Source organism: Pseudomonas sp. B21-028 (genome assembly GCF_024749045.1).
Taxonomy (GTDB): Bacteria; Pseudomonadota; Gammaproteobacteria; order Pseudomonadales; family Pseudomonadaceae; genus Aquipseudomonas.
In genome coordinates this window covers 2,816,212-2,834,751 of the sequence record NZ_CP087184.1, presented here as the reverse complement: position 1 = coordinate 2,834,751, position 18,540 = coordinate 2,816,212, and the positions used below count along the sequence as shown (strand labels likewise).

Here is an 18,540-nt window from a genome sequence, read left to right as displayed (position 1 = left end):
TGTCCGATTCATAAGCCCTTCACTGCGAGGGTAAGAAGCATTCGGGCTCGTATCACGGCAAACGACTGCATTCGCATGGCTAAATGATATCGTCAATATTTTGGAGACAACAAGCGTTTTTATTGGATCCAAAAGAAAACAAGACAGACGGATGCCAAATTATTGGCGGCAGCTTTTTGCAAACTCAACTCACCAGCGCCCGCAGGGGGTTTTTCGTTGCGCAGATATCAGGGGGCACAACGTTGTGCCCCTGTGATGGTTATTTCGCGAAGATCTGGCTCATGTCCTTGAAAGCCTTGAACTCCAAAGCGTTACCGCATGGATCGAACAGAAACATGGTGGCCTGCTCACCCACCTGCCCCTGGAAGCGGATGTAGGGCTCGATCACGAACTCGGTGCCAAAGGACTTCAGGCGCTCCGCCAGCGCCTCCCACGATTCCCACCCCAGGATGACGCCGAAATGCGGAACGGGAACGTCGTGTCCATCGACCGGATTGCTGTGGCCGTCCTCTTGCGATGGCGTCTTGGGGTGCTCATGAATGACCAGTTGGTGGCCATAGAAATTGAAGTCGACCCACCGGGTGCTGGAACGTCCCTCTTCCAGGCCAAAGACTTCACCATAAAAGGATCGTGCGGCTGCCAGGTCGTAGACGGGGATTGCGAGGTGGAAAGGCGAAAGGCTCATCAGCACTCCGGTATTGATATTTGTGGATGAAAGTGGAGCGTAAGCCGGAAAATCATCAATAAAAATCAATATATATTTTTTAGAGGCACAACTAATATTTGTGAATGATCAAAGAACTCAAGACACTTGTCGCCGTGGCCCGGGAAGGTACGTTCGCCGCTGCCGGAAACAGGATTGGTCTCACTCAGGCAGCGGTCAGCGCCCAGATCCAGCGTCTGGAGGCCGAACTGGGCTTCGAAATCTTCGACAGGAAAGGCCGTTCGGCCCACCTCAACCGGATGGGCCACCAGATACTCCTGCAAGCGCAAGAGCTGCTTCGCCTTTACGACAACCTGGGCTCCGCCACCCTGGGACTGCCTGCCAGCACCCTGGTCAATATCGGCGCCATTGCTTCCGTCCAGCGCTCCTATCTGCCCGACGCGCTGGCCCGCTTCCACCAACAATGCCCACAGTGCCGGACGCGGGTCATCCCGGGCTTGTCGATGGAGCTGGTCAACCTGGTGGATGCCGGCGAAATCGACATGGCGGTCATCATTCGCCCGCCCTTCTCGCTCCAGAGCGATCTGCGCTGGACAACCCTGGCGCTCGAGCCCTATCGCCTGATCGTGCCCCGTGATGCGCCTGAAGAAGACTGGTCCGAACTGCTCTCCAGCCAACCCTTCGTCCGGTACGACCGGTCGTCCTTCGGCGGCAGGCAGGTCGATCGTTTCCTGCGGCAAATGCACTTCACCTTGCGTGAAGTCTGTGAGCTGGATGAACTGGAGGCCATCATCAAGCTGGTGGAAAATGGCGTAGGCGTAGCGCTCGTGCCGCAGACCGTGTCCCATCGGGAATGGCCGGCAGGTATCCGTGCGCTCGACCTTGGACCCCACACATTTCACCGTGATATCGGACTGGTGCATCGACCTCGACACACCTTTACCGAACCGGTGCGGATCCTGGCCCAGCTTATCAGTGATCAAGTCACGGGGAGTTCCGGACAGCCCCAGGCATGAAAAGGCCACTCGAATCGAATGGCCTTCAAGGATCAGATCGCGCCCACATCCATTTTCGAGCCATCGGTCAAGCGCGAGAGACGGTAGGGCTTGGGGTCGACACAGGGGGTATCGTTGGCGACCAGATCGGCGGCCAGATAACCGATCCCCGGCCCCAGGCCGAACCCATGCCCGGAACAGCCCGCCGCCAGGACGAACCCTGACAGCCCATCCACGGCGGATATCACTGGCACGGCATCGGGAGTGAAGTCCACGTACCCTCCCCAGGTCTCAGCTACTTCAATGTTCGCCAGGGCCGGGAAGCGCGTCCGGACCCGCTTCAGGATCTCGGCAATAGCCTCGGGCCTGGCCTCGGGATCGAGGACACGGGTGCGCTCGAACGCCAGGGGTTTATCCGCGCCCCAGCCTGCCAACCCTTCGGGACCATGGATAAAGGATTTGCCGATGCCGAACTCCATGGCGGCCAACCGCTTGACGAACATGGGCAGGAAAGCCTTCCCATGGCGCAGGCCCTGGGGCGTGAGGTCGAGCCGTGCCTTGCCACTGATAGCGATCGTATAACTGCCATCCAGACGGCGAGTGAGCGCGAAATCCGGCGTGTAGATCGCATCCCCGAGGTTCGGCGCCGGACGCGTGCGCAGCGCGGTCTGGCGCACGCTCGCCTGGGGAAAGTTCAACCCGTGGCGCCGACAAAACGCCGATGCCCAGGCGCCGGCGGCACAGAGGACGGCCTGGGTGCGGATGAGGCCTTTTTCAGTGATCACCCCCGTCACCGCGCCGTTGGTGATATCGAGACCGTAGGCGGCGCAGTCCTGGTGGATGGTGGCGCCAAGGGCACGCGCGCCCTCGGCAATTCCCGGCGCCGCGAGCGCGGGCTCTGCCTTGCCGTCATCGACGGAATGCACGCCGCCCAGCCATTGGCGACCAACAGCCGGGATCGCGGAGGTGGCCTCCCCGGGGCTCAGTATCTGCGTCTTGATATCGAATTGACGCGCGATATCCAGCCATGCTTCCCATTCGGCGAGCTGCTTGGCATTGTCGGTCGCGTACTTGAGGCCGCAGCGGCGAAAGCCGAGATCGGTGCCAATCTGCGCCGTGAGCTCATCCCACAACCGCAAGGCGATACCAGAGAGAGGCAGTTCGCGGGCGTCGCGATTCTGCTGGCGGCACCAACCCCAGTTGCGGCTCGACTGTTCGCCGCCGACATAGCCCTTCTCGACCAGCGCCACCGAGAGTCCCCGTCTTGCCAGGAAATAGGCGGCAGTCGCGCCGATGATCCCGCCGCCAATGATCACCACATCGGCATGGGAAGGAAGCTTTTCATCGCTGGGAATGCGTTTTATCGAGGGTGACATGCCAAAAGTCTCATCTGGATGGGGTTATCAAGCCGGGCAATGCAGGCCGTTTTTCCAACAACCTGATGGTGATCATTACGCCATGCACCGCCTGCAGAGCTGTTTCGTTTTCATCGCATTAGATCGCAGAAAAACTTGTTTTAGGGGTATGCGCAGCACAATCTGCCACGACCTCCAAGTGTCACCCTTATCGACTCATTCGGCACAGCGCCCGGCGATTTCCCCCATCAATAACGACGGGCTTGCCAATACCGGGCACTTCAACTCTGCCGCGAGCAGGTCGCGCAGATGCGCCAGCGATGCCTGGGCGAGCACCAGCACGTCGATGTCGTTGGAAATCCCGCAGGCCGCTTCAAGGAGAATCTCGTCATGCCGCGCCCGATCGCCCGTCATCAGCGCCTGGTAGGCGTCGGGACGCAGCACCGTCTTGATCGTGATATCGCGCCCTTGCGCTGCGGCATGGGCGTGCAATAGCGCGCTGCTCGGCTCCACCGTGCTGGTCGCCGTACAAAGCAGGCCAATACGCGCGCCACGGCGCACCGCTTCCGAGGCCATCGGGTCGTCGATCTTCAGGATCGGCTGCGCCACGATGCTGCGCGCGATGTCGACAGCCGGAGACGTCGATGAACAGGTGACGACGATCAGGTCGGGCTGCGCTTGCGCCGCCAGCACAATCTGATCAACCACGCGCTGGTAGACCTGCGGCTGCGGTGCGCCGCGCAACAGGTCCTGCAGCAGACTTTCGTTAAGGATATGGAAGCAGTCGGCGGCGGGAACCTCGGCACGCATACGCGCCCGGAACTCCTCGACCAGAAAACCGACGGTATGGATGAAAGCAATACGCTGGGTCATGGAATTCTCCTGCGTGCGGGCTTATTAACGGGACACGGTTTTCGTGTCTTCCATTACCGCATGAATCGCAGGCGAAGCCGCCTCGTTTTCACGCCACGCAATCGCAGAAAAAATTTTGTTATGGGTTGTGTGCAGCACAATCTGTCTGGCCTGTCGCGCCTCTCGATCAAGCTATGTCGGCCAGCCAAGCGTACACATCCCTGATTTGTCCCTAGTTCCAGGGACATCCAATTTCGAGCTAACCCTCTAGCGTCCGCTCTTGCTCTCGGGGCTCCTCACTGACGGATCCGTCAGTGCCCATATCGAGCTCCAACTCTTCGACCATTCGTCACCGCTAATCCGTGGACGAGCTCAAATTGACTTCAATCCAGGCGCCAACATGACCTCCGCTGACTTGCCAATGTTCGACAATGAAAGTCCACACTTCGAGCTCGCATCCGCTCAGCAAGGTATCTGGTTCGATCAGATCACGCACCCCGAACTGCCTTACTACAACATTGGCATGGTTCTCGAGATCAAGGGTGAACTGGATCTTCCACGGTTCGAGAAGGCGCTACAGCTAATCGTCGATCGCCATGATTCCCTGCGCTTGAGTTTCAGTGTCGAGGCCGGGAGCGTAAGGCAACGCGTACTGCCTTACGTCAAAGCCAAGCTGAACGTTGTCGAGTTTTCTGGCGAGCAGGCCTCCGAGGAAGACGTGAAGGCTTACCTGCAAGAGGCTTTCCGTCAGCCGTTCAACCTGCTTGGCGAGGTTCTATGGGAAGCCAGACTCGTCCGCTGCGCAGAAGATCGTTACTACTGCCTGCATCGCTACCATCACCTGATTTGTGACGGCATCAGTGTCAATTTGATCCTTCATGCAGTCGCAGCCGCTTACAACAACCTGCTGCTGGGTGATGACAATCCCCCTGAAGGGCACGCCTATCTCTCGTTTCTCGCAGAGGACCGGGCCTATCTGGAATCGACTCGCTTCGAACGTGACAAGGCTTTCTGGCAAGCGCTGTACACCGAATTACCGCCCCCCTTGCTACTGCCGCGCGCCCCAGCTGCCGACAGCGTCGTAGCACCGAGCGCCCATAGCCAGATGATGATTTCCCGGACGCTATTCAATGATCTTGCGTTGTTTGCAAACGGTCAGGGCCTGTCACTCACCCACGTGTTCATGAGTATCGTCAGCACTTACTTCTGCCGTACCACCGGCGTTGATTCCATCGTGATCGGAATGCCGGTCCACAACCGGACAACGGCTCTTCAGAAGACCACGGTGGGCATGTTTTCCTCCCTGAACCCCATCCGTCTGGAAGTGGACTTCCAAGCTTCGTTTCTGGACCTGATGCAGGCAACTTCCGCCCAGTTGCGCCGCGGCTACCGGCATCAGCGCTTCCCGATAGCCGAACTGAATCGGACCTTGAAGCTAAACCAGACGGGCCGTCGACAGTTGTTTGACCTGACCCTGTCGTTTGAGAGTCTCGATGCGGATGCGGTATTTGGGGACAGCCCGACCGAAACGTTCCGCCAGTACAGCGGGTATGAGCGCCTGCCACTGGCGATCTCCGTTTGTGACTACCACCCGAACCAAGACGTTTATCTGGACTTCAACTTCAATACCGCGTTCTTCACTCTGGAAGAAGTCCAGCAGATTCAAAAACGCATCATGTCGATGCTCGGACAAGTGATCGAACACCAGAACACGGCAGTTTCGTACTTTCCGATCATGCCAGTGGCTGAACGACAACATGTGTTGCAGGCATTCAATACCCCCAAACAGCTATTTCCCCACGACGCACTCATCCACACACTGTTCGAGCAACAGGCAGAACGCCAACCTGACGCCTGCGCCGTCAGCAATCACAACGGCAAGATCCTCACTTACGCCGAACTGAACCATAAAGCCAACCAACTGGCGCACCAGTTGATCGAACAGGGCATCGGTCCGGATGATCGGGTGGCAATCTGTGTCGAGCGCGGGCCGGAGATGATTGTCGGCTTGCTGGCCATTCTGAAGGCGGGTGCTGGCTACGTGCCGCTTGATCCGACCTACCCCGCCGAGCGCCTGGCGTTTCTGTTGGACGACAGCGAACCGGTGGCCGTGTTAGTTCAAGAAGCCACGCGGAAGGTGCTGATCACCGATGCGGTACCAATCATCAACCTCGACGACGCGATGCTGCAGCACTATCCCGTCCTCAATCCACAGCTGCCGGAGCTGACCCCGGCGCACCTGGCCTACGTGATCTACACCTCCGGTTCCACCGGCCTGCCCAAGGGCGTGCAAGTCGAACACCGTAACGTGGCACGCCTGTTTTCAGCCACCCAGGCGTGGTTCGATTTCAACCCGACCGATGTCTGGGCATTGTTCCATTCCTTTGCCTTCGACTTCTCGGTCTGGGAAATCTGGGGTGCTCTGGTCCATGGCGGACAGTTGTTGATCGTGCCGCAGCCAGTCACCCGTTCGCCACAGGCTTGCTATGCCCTGATCTGCGATGCCGGTGTTACGGTGCTCAATCAGACCCCAAGTGCGTTTCGCCAGTTGATCGCCGCGCAAGGCGAGAGCCAGCAGGTGCATTCGCTGCGTCAGGTGATTTTCGGCGGCGAAGCCCTGGACCCAGGGATGCTCAAGCCGTGGTACGCAAAGCCGGCCAACGCCGGCACGCAACTGGTGAACATGTATGGCATTACCGAAACCACGGTGCACGTGACCTATTACCCCTTACAGGTCGAGGATGCGCAGCAGACGGGTGTCAGCCCCATCGGTGTGCGCATCCCGGATTTGCAGACCTATGTGCTGGACGCCCAGCGCCAGCCTGTGCCCCTGGGGGTGGTCGGTGAGTTGTATGTCGGGGGTGCAGGCGTGGCGCGGGGGTATTTGAATCGCCCCGAGCTGAATGAAGAACGCTTTATTGCCGACCCGTTCAGCGACAACAAGAGTGCACGGCTGTACCGTACCGGCGACCTGGTGCGCTGGTCTGCCGATGGCAGCCTCGAATACCAGGGGCGCAATGACGATCAGGTGAAGATCCGTGGTTTCCGCATCGAGCTGGGAGAGATCGAAGCCGAACTTGCTCGACACGAGGCAGTAAAAGACGCGGCAGTGATAGTCCGTGAAGACGTACCCGGTGACAAGCGCCTGGTGGCCTACTTCACCGCTGATGCCGAAGAAGTAAACCTCGACGGACTGCGTGAGCATTTGCTGACCCGGATGCCCAGTCACATGGTCCCCGCCGCTTACGTACAGCTCGACGCCCTGCCGCTGACCTTCAACGGCAAACTCGACCACAGGGCCTTGCCTGCACCCGACTTGTCGTCGGTGATCAGCCGTAAATACGTGGCGCCTCAAGGTGAGGTCGAGATCGCCACTGCCCGGATCTGGCGGGAGCTGCTGGGTGTTGAGCAGGTGGGCCGCCATGACCATTTCTTTGAATTAGGCGGTCACTCGCTGCTGGCCGTGAAGTTGATTGAGCGTATGCGTCAGTTGGAATTGAATGCCGACGTACGCGTACTGTTCAGCCAGCCAACCCTCGCGGCCCTGGCCGCTGCCGTCGGTGGCGGCACGGAAGTCCTGGTGCCAGCCAACCTGATTCCCGAGGATTGCAAACACATCACCCCGGACATGCTACCGCTGGCGGACCTGGACCAGGACGCCATCGACCGTATCGTCTCCAGCGTCCCGGGCGGCGTGGCCAATGTGCAGGACATCTACGCCCTGGCGCCACTGCAGGAAGGCATCCTCTACCACCATCTCATGGCCCCCGAGGATGATCCGTATCGGCGAACTGTGTTGTTCAACTTTGACAGCCGGGAACGCGTGCAACATTTTGCCGAGGCCTTGCAGGCGGTGATTGCTCGCCACGACATCTTGCGCACCAGCCTCTTCTGGGAAGGCCTGGACCAACCTGTCCAGGTGGTCTGGCGCCAGGCCGAGCTGATTGTGGAGGAGTTCCGTCTCGACCCCGCCACCCCCGATATCATCGCGCAGCTGCATAGTCATGACCGGGTGGACATTCGCCAGGCGCCAATGCTGCGCATCGCCTATGCCCATGACCCACTCGCTGACCGCTGGGTAGCGCTGCTGGTGTTCCATCACCTGATCCACGATGCCACTTCGTTGCCCGTGCTTGCCCATGAGATCGACGCCTGCATGCTCGGCCAGGAACACCACCTGCCGGCCCCGGTGCCGTACCGCAACTACGTGGCCCAGGCCCGCCTGGGCGTCAGCCGCGAAGACCATGAAGCCTTCTTCCGCGACATGCTCGGCGACATCGACGACCCCACCCTGCCCTTCGGCCTGCATGATGTGCAGGGCGATGGCGGTGAGATCGAGGAAGTCCATCAACGCATTAACAGCGCCTTGAGCCGCCGCTTGCGCGCACAGGCCCGACAGTCCGGCGTCAGCGCAGCCAGCCTGGTGCATCTGGCCTGGGCCCAGGTGCTGGGCAAGGTCACCGGTAGAGATACCGTTGTCTTCGGCACCGTATTGATGGGCCGCCTGCAAGGCGGTGACGGTGCCGACCATGCCTTGGGCATGTTCATCAATACCCTGCCGCTGCGGGTCGACCTGGGCGGCCAAGGCGTACGCAACGGCGTACAGGTAACCCACGCTCGCCTGACCGCGCTGCTCGGGCATGAACATGCGTCCCTGGTACTGGCTCAGCGTTGCAGCGGCGTCGCGGCCCCGGCACCGCTGTTCAGCGCCCTGCTCAACTACCGCCACACCAACGCATCGGGTACCGCCGAGGGGCTCGGTGCCTGGATCGATATTGAGCGGTTCAAAGCCACGGAACGGACCAATTATCCGCTGGCGTTGAACGTGGACGATGAGGGCGAGGGTTTCACCTTCACCCTCACCTGCCCGGCCAATACGGGGGCGGAACGGATCGCCGGCTACGTGCAGACCGCGCTGAAAAGCCTGGTTACGGCCCTGGAAGACGCACCGTCATCCGCGCTCAACGCCTTGCCGATCCTGCCGCAGCAGGAAATGCACAAACTGCTGGTGGAATTCAATGCCACCGCACTGGATTACCCGCTGGAACAGAACATTCACGGGTTGTTCGAGGAACAGACGTCGCGCACGCCGGACGCTTTGGCGGTGCTGCATGGCGATCAGCGTCTGACTTATGCCGAACTGAACGAACGGGCCAACCAACTGGCGCACTACCTTCGCGGGCAGGGCGTGCGGCCCGATTCGCGAGTGGCGATCTGTGTCGAGCGCGGTGTCGACATGGTCGTGGGCCTGCTGGCGATTCTCAAGGCCGGCGGTGGTTATGTGCCGCTGGATCCGGCCTATCCGGCGGATCGGATTGCCTACATGCTTGCGGATAGTGCACCGGCCGTCGTTTTGGCCCAGACGGCGACCCTTGGGTTGTTGGCCGATGCAGCGATGCCAGTGATCGACCTCGGTAGCGGGCTGTGGCAGGACGAATCCGTCCTGAATCCGTTGGTGCCTGAGCTGACTTCTGCGCATTTGGCTTATGTGATCTACACCTCGGGCTCCACTGGTTTGCCTAAAGGCGTGATGATCGAACACCGCAACACGGTGAACTTCCTGACCTGGGCGCATCGCTCCTTTGAGGCTCAAACCCTGTCGAAGACCTTGTTCTCCACGTCGCTGAACTTCGATCTCGCGGTCTATGAATGCTTCGCGCCGCTGACTTCTGGAGGCAGCATCGAGGTCGTCACTAATGTGCTGGAACTGCAACAGGGCGAGCACGACATCACCCTGATCAACACCGTACCGTCGGCGCTCAAGGCATTGCTGGAGTCCGGTGGGTTGGGCGAGGGTGTGGACACGGTCAACGTGGCCGGTGAAGCGCTCAAGCGCAGTCTGGCGGAAACGCTGTTCGAGCAGACCCAGGTCAAGCGGCTGTGCAACCTTTACGGCCCTTCGGAAACCACGACTTACTCCAGTTGGGTGTCGATGGCCCGCGAAGACGGGTTTGCCGCGCACATCGGTAAGCCGGTGGCGAACACTCAGTTCTATTTGCTGGATGAACATAAACAACCCGTGCCGTTGGGCGTACCGGGGGAAATCTACATCGGTGGTGCGGGTGTCGCCCGTGGTTACCTCAATCGTGATGATCTGACCGCAGAGCGTTTCCTCAAGGATCCGTTCAGCAGTACCGCGAACGCCCGGATGTACAGAACCGGCGACTTGGGTCGCTATCTGCCCGATGGCAACATCGAATACCTCGGCCGTAACGACGACCAGGTGAAGATCCGCGGTTTCCGTATCGAACTGGGCGAGATCGAAACCAAGCTCGCCCAGCATGAGGCCGTGAAAGAAGCGGTGGTGCAGGCCCGCGAAGACGTGCCGGGTGACAAACGCCTGGTCGCCTATTTCACCCAATCGCAAGCAGTGGGCATCGAAGCCCTGCGCAGCCACCTACAAGCGCAGTTGCCGGCCTACATGGTCCCGGTGGCCTACGTACACCTCGACACACTGCCGCTGACCCCCAACGGTAAGCTCGACCGCAAGGCCCTGCCGGCACCCGACCACGAAGCATTGATCAGCCGTGGCTACGAAGCCCCCCAGGGCGAAGTCGAAACCACCCTGGCGCAGATCTGGCAAGACCTGCTCAAGGTCGAGCGCGTCGGTCGTCACGATCACTTCTTCGAACTCGGCGGCCACTCCCTGCTGGCTGTCAGCCTGATCGAACGGATGCGTCAGGTCGGCCTGAGCGCCGACGTGCGCGTGCTGTTCAGCCAACCCACCCTCGCGGCCCTGGCCGCGACCGTGGGTAGTGGAAGTGAGATCAAGGTTCCGGCCAACTTGATTCTCCAGCACTGCGAACACATCACCCCGGACATGCTGCCGCTGGCGGACCTGGACCAGAACGCCATCGACCGTATCGTGGCCAGCGTGCCGGGCGGTATCAGCAACGTGCAGGACATCTACGCCCTGGCGCCGCTGCAGGAAGGCATCCTCTACCACCATCTCATGGCCCCCGAGGATGATCCGTATCGGCGAACTGTGTTGTTCAACTTTGACAGCCGGGAACGCGTGCAACATTTTGCCGAGGCCTTGCAGGCGGTGATTGCTCGCCACGACATCTTGCGCACCAGCCTCCTCTGGGAAGGCCTGGACCAACCTGTCCAGGTGGTCTGGCGCCAGGCCGGGCTGATTGTGGAGGAACTCTGTCTCGACCCCACCGCTCCCGATATCACCGCGCAATTGCATAATCATGACCGGGTGGACATTCGCCAGGCGCCAATGCTGCGCATCACCTATGCCCATGATCCACTCGCTGACCGCTGGGTAGCGCTGCTGGCGTTCCATCACCTGATCCACGATGCCACTTCGTTGCCCGTGCTCGCCCACGAGATCGACGCCTGCATGCTCGGCCAGGAACACTGCCTGCCGGCCCCGGTGCCGTACCGCAACTACGTGGCCCAGGCCCGCCTGGGCGTCAGCCGCGAAGACCATGAAGCCTTCTTCCGCGATATGCTCGGCGACATCGACGAGCCCACCCTGCCCTTCGACCTGCACGATGTGCAGGGCGATGGCGGTGAGATCGAAGAGACCCGCCAGCACGTCGATACCGAACTGGCCCGACGCCTGCGCCATCAGGCCCGCAGCCTGGGGGTCAGTGCGGCCAGCCTCTACCACCTGGCCTGGGCCCAGGTGCTGGGCAAGGTCACCGGCCAACAAGCCGTTGTCTTCGGCACCGTGTTGATGGGCCGCCTGCAAGGCGGTGATGGTGCCGACCGTGCGTTGGGCATGTTCATCAATACCCTGCCGATACGCATCGACGTAGGCAATCAGGAAGTTCAAGCCAGCGCTCAAGCCACTCATGCACAACTGGCGACATTGCTTAAGCATGAGCATGCACCGCTATCCCTGGCTCAACGTTGCAGCGGTGTATCCAGCGAACGGCCTCTGTTCAGCGCCTTGCTCAATTACCGCCACACCGACGCATCGAGTACCGCCGAGGGGCTCGGTGCCTGGATCGATATCGAGCGGTTCAAAGCCACGGAACGGACCAATTATCCGCTGGCGTTGAACGTGGACGATGAGGGCGAGGGTTCACCTTCACCCTCACCTGCCCGGCCAATACCGGGCGCAAACGGATCGCCGGCTACGTGCAGACCGCGCTGGAAAGCCTGGTCACGGCCCTGGAAGACGCACCGTCATCCGCGCTCAACGCCTTGCCGATCCTGCCGGCAGCAGGAATGCACAAACTGCTGGTGGAATTCAACGCCACCGAACACTTGTACCCTCAAGACGTACTCATCCACACACTCTTCGAGCAACAGGCAGAACGCCAACCTGACGCCTGCGCTGTCAGCGATCATAACGGCAAGGTCCTCACTTACGCCGAACTGAACCATAAAGCCAACCAGTTGGCACACCAGTTGATCGAACAGGGCATTGGCCCGGATGATCGGGTGGCGATCTGTGTCGAGCGCGGACCGGAGATGATTGTCGGCTTGCTGGCCATTCTGAAGGCGGGGGCCGGTTATGTGCCGCTGGATCCGGCTTACCCTGCGGAACGAATTGCCTACATGCTGCAGGACAGTGCGCCGGCTGCGGTCCTGGCCCAAGGCGCGGCATTGGCCTTGATGGCAGGCGTTTCGGTACCGTTGATTGATCTGGGCAGTCAGTCGTTGCAGGAGCAATCCGTCGAAAATCCGCTGGTTCCAGAACTGACCCCGGCGCATCTGGCCTACGTGATCTACACCTCCGGTTCCACCGGCCTGCCCAAGGGCGTGCAAGTCGAACACCGCAACGTGGCACGCCTGTTTTCAGCCACCCAGGCGTGGTTCGATTTCAACCCGACCGATGTCTGGGCATTGTTCCATTCCTTCGCCTTCGACTTCTCGGTCTGGGAAATCTGGGGCGCTCTGGTCCACGGCGGACAGTTGTTGATCGTGCCGCAGCCAGTCACCCGTTCGCCACAGGCCTGCTATGCCCTGATCTGCGATGCCGGTGTTACGGTGCTCAACCAGACCCCTAGCGCCTTCCGCCAACTGATCGCCGCGCAAGACGAAAGCCAGCAGACGCACTCCCTGCGCCAGGTGATTTTCGGCGGCGAAGCCCTGGATCCCGGGATGCTCAAGCCGTGGTATGCCCGCGAAGCCAATGCCAGCACGCAACTGGTCAACATGTATGGCATTACCGAAACCACCGTGCACGTGACCTATTACCCCTTGCAGGCCGAGGATGCGCAGCAGACGGGTATCAGTTCGATTGGTGTGCGTATTCCGGATCTGCAGACCTATGTGCTGGACGCCCAGCGCCAGCCCGTGCCCATGGACGTGGTCGGTGAGTTGTATGTCGGGGGTGCAGGCGTAGCGCGGGGCTACTTGAATCGCCCAGAGCTGAATGAAGAACGCTTCATTGCCGACCCGTTCAGCGACAACAAGAGTGCACGGCTGTACCGAACCGGCGACCTGGCGCGTTGGTCTGCCGATGGCAGCCTCGAATATCGGGGGCGTAATGACGATCAGGTGAAGATCCGGGGCTTCCGCATCGAACTGGGCGAGATCGAAGCGGAGCTCGCCCGACACGAGGCAGTAAACGACGCGGTAGTGATAGTCCGTGAAGACGTACCCGGTGACAAGCGTCTGGTGGCGTACTTCACCGCTGATGCCAAAGAAGTCAGCCTCGACGAACTGCGCGAACATTTGCTGGCCCGAATGCCCAGTTACATGGTGCCCGCCGCTTACGTACAACTCGACGCCCTGCCACTGACGCCTAACGGCAAGCTGGACCGCAAGGCCCTGCCGGCACCGGCCCTGTCGTCAGTGATCAGTCGCGAATACGAGGCACCTCAAGGTGAGGTCGAGATCGCCATTGCCCGGATCTGGCAGGAACTGCTGGGCATCGATCAGGTGGGCCGCCATGACCATTTCTTTGAATTAGGCGGTCACTCGCTGCTGGCCGTGAAGCTGATCGAGCGTATGCGCCAACAGAACATGAGTGCCGACGTGCGCGTGCTATTCAGCCAACCAACTCTCGCGGCCCTGGCCGCTGCCGTGGGCGGCGGCACGGAAGTCATGGTGCCGGCCAACCTGATTCCCGAGCACTGCGAACGCATCACCCCGGACATGCTGCCGCTGGTGAACCTGGAGCAGGACTCCATCGACCGTATCGTCTCCAGCGTGCCGGGCGGCGTGGCCAACGTGCAGGATATCTACGCCCTGGCACCGTTGCAGGAAGGCATTCTTTATCACCACCTTGCCGCTGAGCGGGGCGATCCCTATGTCCTGAAATCGGTGTTTGCCTTGCAAGATCAAGCGTATCTGGAGGCTTTCAGCCAGGCGCTGCAACAGTTGATCCAGCGCCATGACATTCTTCGTACCGCCCTGTTATGGGAGGGCCTGGAGGAACCTGTTCAGGTGGTTTGGCGCCAAGCGGCCCTGAGCATGGAAACCCTCGACCTTGACCCGGCGCAGGGCGATATTTCCCTGCAACTGCAACAGCGCCATGACCCTCGGCACTCCCGCCTGGACCTGACCCAAGCACCGTTGATGCGGCTGGTCAGCGCCTATGATGCCGCCCACCAGCGCATCGTCTCGCTGCTGCTGTGTCATCACCTGGTGCTCGACCACACGGCCCTGCAAGTGATGCGTGACGAAATGCAGGCCCTTATGTCGGGCAAAGGCAAGGAACTGCCAGCCTCGGTGCCGTACCGCAACTACGTGGCCCAGGCCCGCCTGGGCGTCAGCCGCGAAGACCATGAAGCCTTCTTCCGCGACATGTTCGGCGACATCGACGAACCCACCCTGCCCTTCGACCTGCACGATGTACAGGGCGACGGCGGTGAGATCGAAGAGGTGCACCAGTACGTCGATACCGAACTGGCCCGACGTCTGCGCCATCAGGCCCGCAGCCTGGGGGTCAGTGCAGCCAGCCTCTGCCACCTGGCCTGGGCCCAGGTGCTGGGCAAGGTCACCGGCCAGCAGGCTGTTGTCTTTGGCACAGTCCTCATGGGGCGCATGAGCGGCTCCGTTGGTACAGACCGGGCGCTGGGCATGTTCATCAGCACTTTGCCGATGCGCATCGACGTAGGCAATCAAGGGACTCAGGCCAGCGTTCAAGCCATTCATGCCCGGTTATCGACATTGCTCAAGCATGAGCATGCCTCACTATCCCTGGCTCAACGTTGCAGCGGTGTATCTGGCGAGCTGCCGCTGTTCAGCAGCTTGCTCAACTACCGACACAGTGACCGCGAAGCCTTGAATCCGGAAGCCGATGCCCTATGGGCTGGCATTCAAGTATTGAACGTCGAGGAACGCAGCAACTACCCGTTGACGTTGAACGTGGACGACCTGGGCGAGGACTTCATGCTCAACGCTCAGGTCGTGGTCGACATCGGCGCGCAGCGTGTCTGCAATTACATGCTGACGGCACTGGAAAGCCTGGTGGAAGCACTTGAGCACTCACCCCTGGCGCCCTTGCACAGCCTGTCGATCCTGCCGGAACAGGAGCGTCATCAGCTCATTGTCGGCTTCAACGCCACTGAACATTTGTACCCTCAAGACGTACTCATCCACACACTCTTCGAGCAACAGGCAGAACGCCAACCTGACGCCTGCGCTGTCAGCGATCATAACGGCAAGGTCCTCACTTACGCCGAACTGAACCATAAAGCCAACCAGTTGGCACACCAGTTGATCGAACAGGGCATCGGCCCGGATGATCGGGTGGCGATCTGCGTCGAGCGCGGACCGGAGATGATTGTCGGCTTGCTCGCCATTCTGAAGGCGGGGGCCGGTTATGTGCCGCTGGATCCGGCTTACCCTGCGGAACGAATTGCCTACATGCTGCAGGACAGTGCGCCGGCTGCGGTCCTGGCCCAAGGCGCGGCATTGGCCTTGATGGCAGGCGTTTCGGTACCGTTGATTGATCTGGGCAGTCAGTCGTTGCAGGAGCAATCCGTCGAAAATCCGCTGGTTCCAGAACTGACCCCGGCGCATCTGGCCTACGTGATCTACACCTCCGGTTCCACCGGCCTGCCCAAGGGCGTGCAAGTCGAACACCGCAACGTGGCACGCCTGTTTTCAGCCACCCAGGCGTGGTTCGATTTCAACCCGACCGATGTCTGGGCATTGTTCCATTCCTTCGCCTTCGACTTCTCGGTCTGGGAAATCTGGGGCGCTCTGGTCCACGGCGGACAGTTGTTGATCGTGCCGCAGCCAGTCACCCGTTCGCCACAGGCCTGCTATGCCCTGATCTGCGATGCCGGTGTTACGGTGCTCAACCAGACCCCTAGCGCCTTCCGCCAACTGATCGCCGCGCAAGACGAAAGCCAGCAGACGCACTCCCTGCGCCAGGTGATTTTCGGCGGCGAAGCCCTGGATCCCGGGATGCTCAAGCCGTGGTATGCCCGCGAAGCCAATGCCAGCACGCAACTGGTCAACATGTATGGCATTACCGAAACCACCGTGCACGTGACCTATTACCCCTTGCAGGCCGAGGATGCGCAGCAGACGGGTATCAGTTCGATTGGTGTGCGTATTCCGGATCTGCAGACCTATGTGCTGGACGCCCAGCGCCAGCCCGTGCCCATGGACGTGGTCGGTGAGTTGTATGTCGGGGGTGCAGGCGTAGCGCGGGGCTACTTGAATCGCCCAGAGCTGAATGAAGAACGCTTCATTGCCGACCCGTTCAGCCCAAATCAGGGTGCCCGCCTGTACCGTACCGGCGACCTGGTGCGCTGGTCTGCCGATGGCAGCCTCGAATACCGGGGACGTAATGACGATCAGGTCAAGATCCGTGGCTTCCGCATTGAACTGGGTGAAATCGAAGCCAAGCTCGCTCAGGCTCCAGGCATCAAGGAAACCGTGGTCCTGGCCCGGGAAGACGTACCGGGCGACAAGCGCCTGGTGGCGTATTTCACCCAACATTCGCCGAACGCAGCAGTCGACATCGAAACCCTGCGCAATCATCTGCTAGCGCGATTGCCGGAGTACATGGTCCCGGCCGCCTACGTACAGCTCGACGCCCTGCCGCTAACCTCCAACGGCAAGCTGGACCGCAAGGCCTTGCCGGCTCCCGACCAGTTGGCCCTGATCAGCCGCGAATACCAAGCGCCCCGAGGTAGCACCGAACGGGCCATCGCCGAGATCTGGCAAGACCTGCTGGGCCTGCAACAGGTTGGCCGCCATGACCATTTCTTCGAATTGGGCGGGCACTCTCTGCTGGCCGTGAAGCTGATCGAGCATATGCGCCAGATCGGCCTGAGTGCCGACGTACGCGTACTGTTCAGCCAGCCAACCCTCGCGGCCCTGGCCGCTGCCGTCGGTGGCGGCACGGAAGTCCTGGTGCCAGCCAACTTGATCCCCGAGCACTGCGCACGCATCACCCCGGACATGCTGCCACTGGCGGACCTGGACCAGAACGCCATCGACCGTATCGTCTCCAGCGTGCCGGGCGGTATCAGCAACGTGCAGGACATCTACGCCCTGGCGCCGCTGCAGGAAGGCATCCTCTATCACCATCTCATGGCCCCCGAGGATGACCCATACCGGCGAAATGTGTTGTTCAACTTTGACAGCCGGGAACGCGTGCAACATTTTGCCGAGGCCTTGCAGGCGGTGATTGCTCGCCACGACATCTTGCGCACCAGCCTCTTCTGGGAAAGCCTGGACCAACCTGTCCAGGTGGTCTGGCGCCAGGCCGGGCTGATTGTGGAGGAGTTCCGTCTCGACCCCGCCACCCCCGATATCATCTCGCAGCTGCATAGTCATGACCGGGTGGACATTCGCCAGGCGCCCATGCTGCGCATCGCCTATGCCCATGACCCACTCGCTGACCGCTGGGTAGCGCTGCTGGTGTTCCATCACCTGATCCACGATGCCACTTCGTTGCCTGTGCTTGCCCACGAGATCGACGCCTGCATGCTCGGCCAGGAACAGCGCCTGCCGGCCCCGGTGCCGTACCGCAACTACGTGGCCCAAGCCCGCCTGGGTGTCAGCCGCGAAGACCATGAAGCCTTCTTCCGCGACATGCTCGGCGACATCGACGAACCCACCCTGCCCTTCGACCTGCACGATGTACAGGGCGACGGCGGTGAGATCGAAGAGGTGCATCAACGCGTCGATACCGAACTGGCCCGACGTCTGCGCCATCAGGCTCGCAGCCTGGGGGTCAGTGCAGCCAGCCTCTGCCACCTGGCCTGGGCCCAGGTGCTGGGCAAGGTCACCGGCCAGGATACCGTTGTCTTCGGCACCGTATTGATGGGGCGCATGCAAGGCGGTGACGGTGCCGACCGTGCCTTGGGCATGTTCATCAATACCTTGCCGATACGCATCGACGCAGGCAATCAGGAAGTTCAAGCCAGCGCTCAAGCCACTCATGCACAACTGGCGACATTGCTTAAGCATGAGCATGCACCGCTATCCCTGGCTCAACGTTGCAGCGGTGTATCCAGCGAACGGCCTCTGTTCAGCGCCTTGCTCAATTACCGCCACACCGACGCATCGGGTACCGCCGAGGGGCTCGGTGCCTGGATCGATATCGAGCGGTTCAAAGCCACGGAACGGACCAATTATCCGCTGGCGTTGAACGTGGACGATGAGGGCCAGGGTTTCACCTTCACCCTCACCTGCCCGGCCAATACCGGGGCAAAACGGATCGCCGGTTACGTGCAGACCGCGCTGGAAAGCCTGGTCACGGCCCTGGAAGACGCACCGTCATCCGCGCTCAACGCCTTGC

Annotated in this window: 5 protein-coding genes and 2 pseudogenes; 4 read left to right on the top strand and 3 right to left on the bottom strand. The window is 60.8% G+C overall.

From position 1 onward, the window contains the following. Positions 1–259 precede the first annotated feature (259 nt). The gene (locus LOY35_RS12465) at positions 260–685 is read right to left on the bottom strand and encodes a VOC family protein (protein WP_258632870.1); all 426 of its coding nucleotides are present in this window, start codon (positions 683–685) and stop codon (positions 260–262) included. Between the two features lie 104 nt (positions 686–789). Here LOY35_RS12465 and LOY35_RS12460 point away from each other — a divergent pair, with 104 nt between their 5' ends. Beyond that, positions 790–1,680, top strand: coding sequence for a LysR substrate-binding domain-containing protein (locus tag LOY35_RS12460; protein WP_258632868.1), 891 nt, complete (start codon positions 790–792; stop codon positions 1,678–1,680). Between the two features lie 32 nt (positions 1,681–1,712). Here LOY35_RS12460 and LOY35_RS12455 read toward each other — a convergent pair whose 3' ends face one another. Next, positions 1,713–3,035, bottom strand: coding sequence for an FAD-binding oxidoreductase (locus tag LOY35_RS12455; protein WP_258632866.1), 1,323 nt, complete (start codon positions 3,033–3,035; stop codon positions 1,713–1,715). A gap of 195 nt (positions 3,036–3,230) precedes the next feature. Further along, a complete protein-coding gene (locus LOY35_RS12450; protein WP_258632864.1) occupies positions 3,231–3,887 on the bottom strand; it encodes an aspartate/glutamate racemase family protein in 657 nt (218 codons plus the stop codon). Between the two features lie 379 nt (positions 3,888–4,266). Here LOY35_RS12450 and LOY35_RS12445 point away from each other — a divergent pair, with 379 nt between their 5' ends. From LOY35_RS12445 to LOY35_RS12435, 3 genes and pseudogenes are all read left to right on the top strand, one after another. Further along, positions 4,267–12,204: a non-ribosomal peptide synthetase gene (locus LOY35_RS12445; protein WP_258632862.1), complete on the top strand. Its 7,938-nt coding sequence runs from the start codon at positions 4,267–4,269 to the stop codon at positions 12,202–12,204. Further along, positions 12,090–16,811: pseudogene (locus tag LOY35_RS12440) on the top strand (amino acid adenylation domain-containing protein); the annotation flags it as partial. The gene LOY35_RS12445 and the pseudogene LOY35_RS12440, both read left to right, overlap by 115 nt. Continuing rightward, positions 16,797–18,515: pseudogene (locus tag LOY35_RS12435) on the top strand (condensation domain-containing protein); the annotation flags it as partial. The pseudogenes LOY35_RS12440 and LOY35_RS12435, both read left to right, overlap by 15 nt. Positions 18,516–18,540 lie beyond the last annotated feature (25 nt).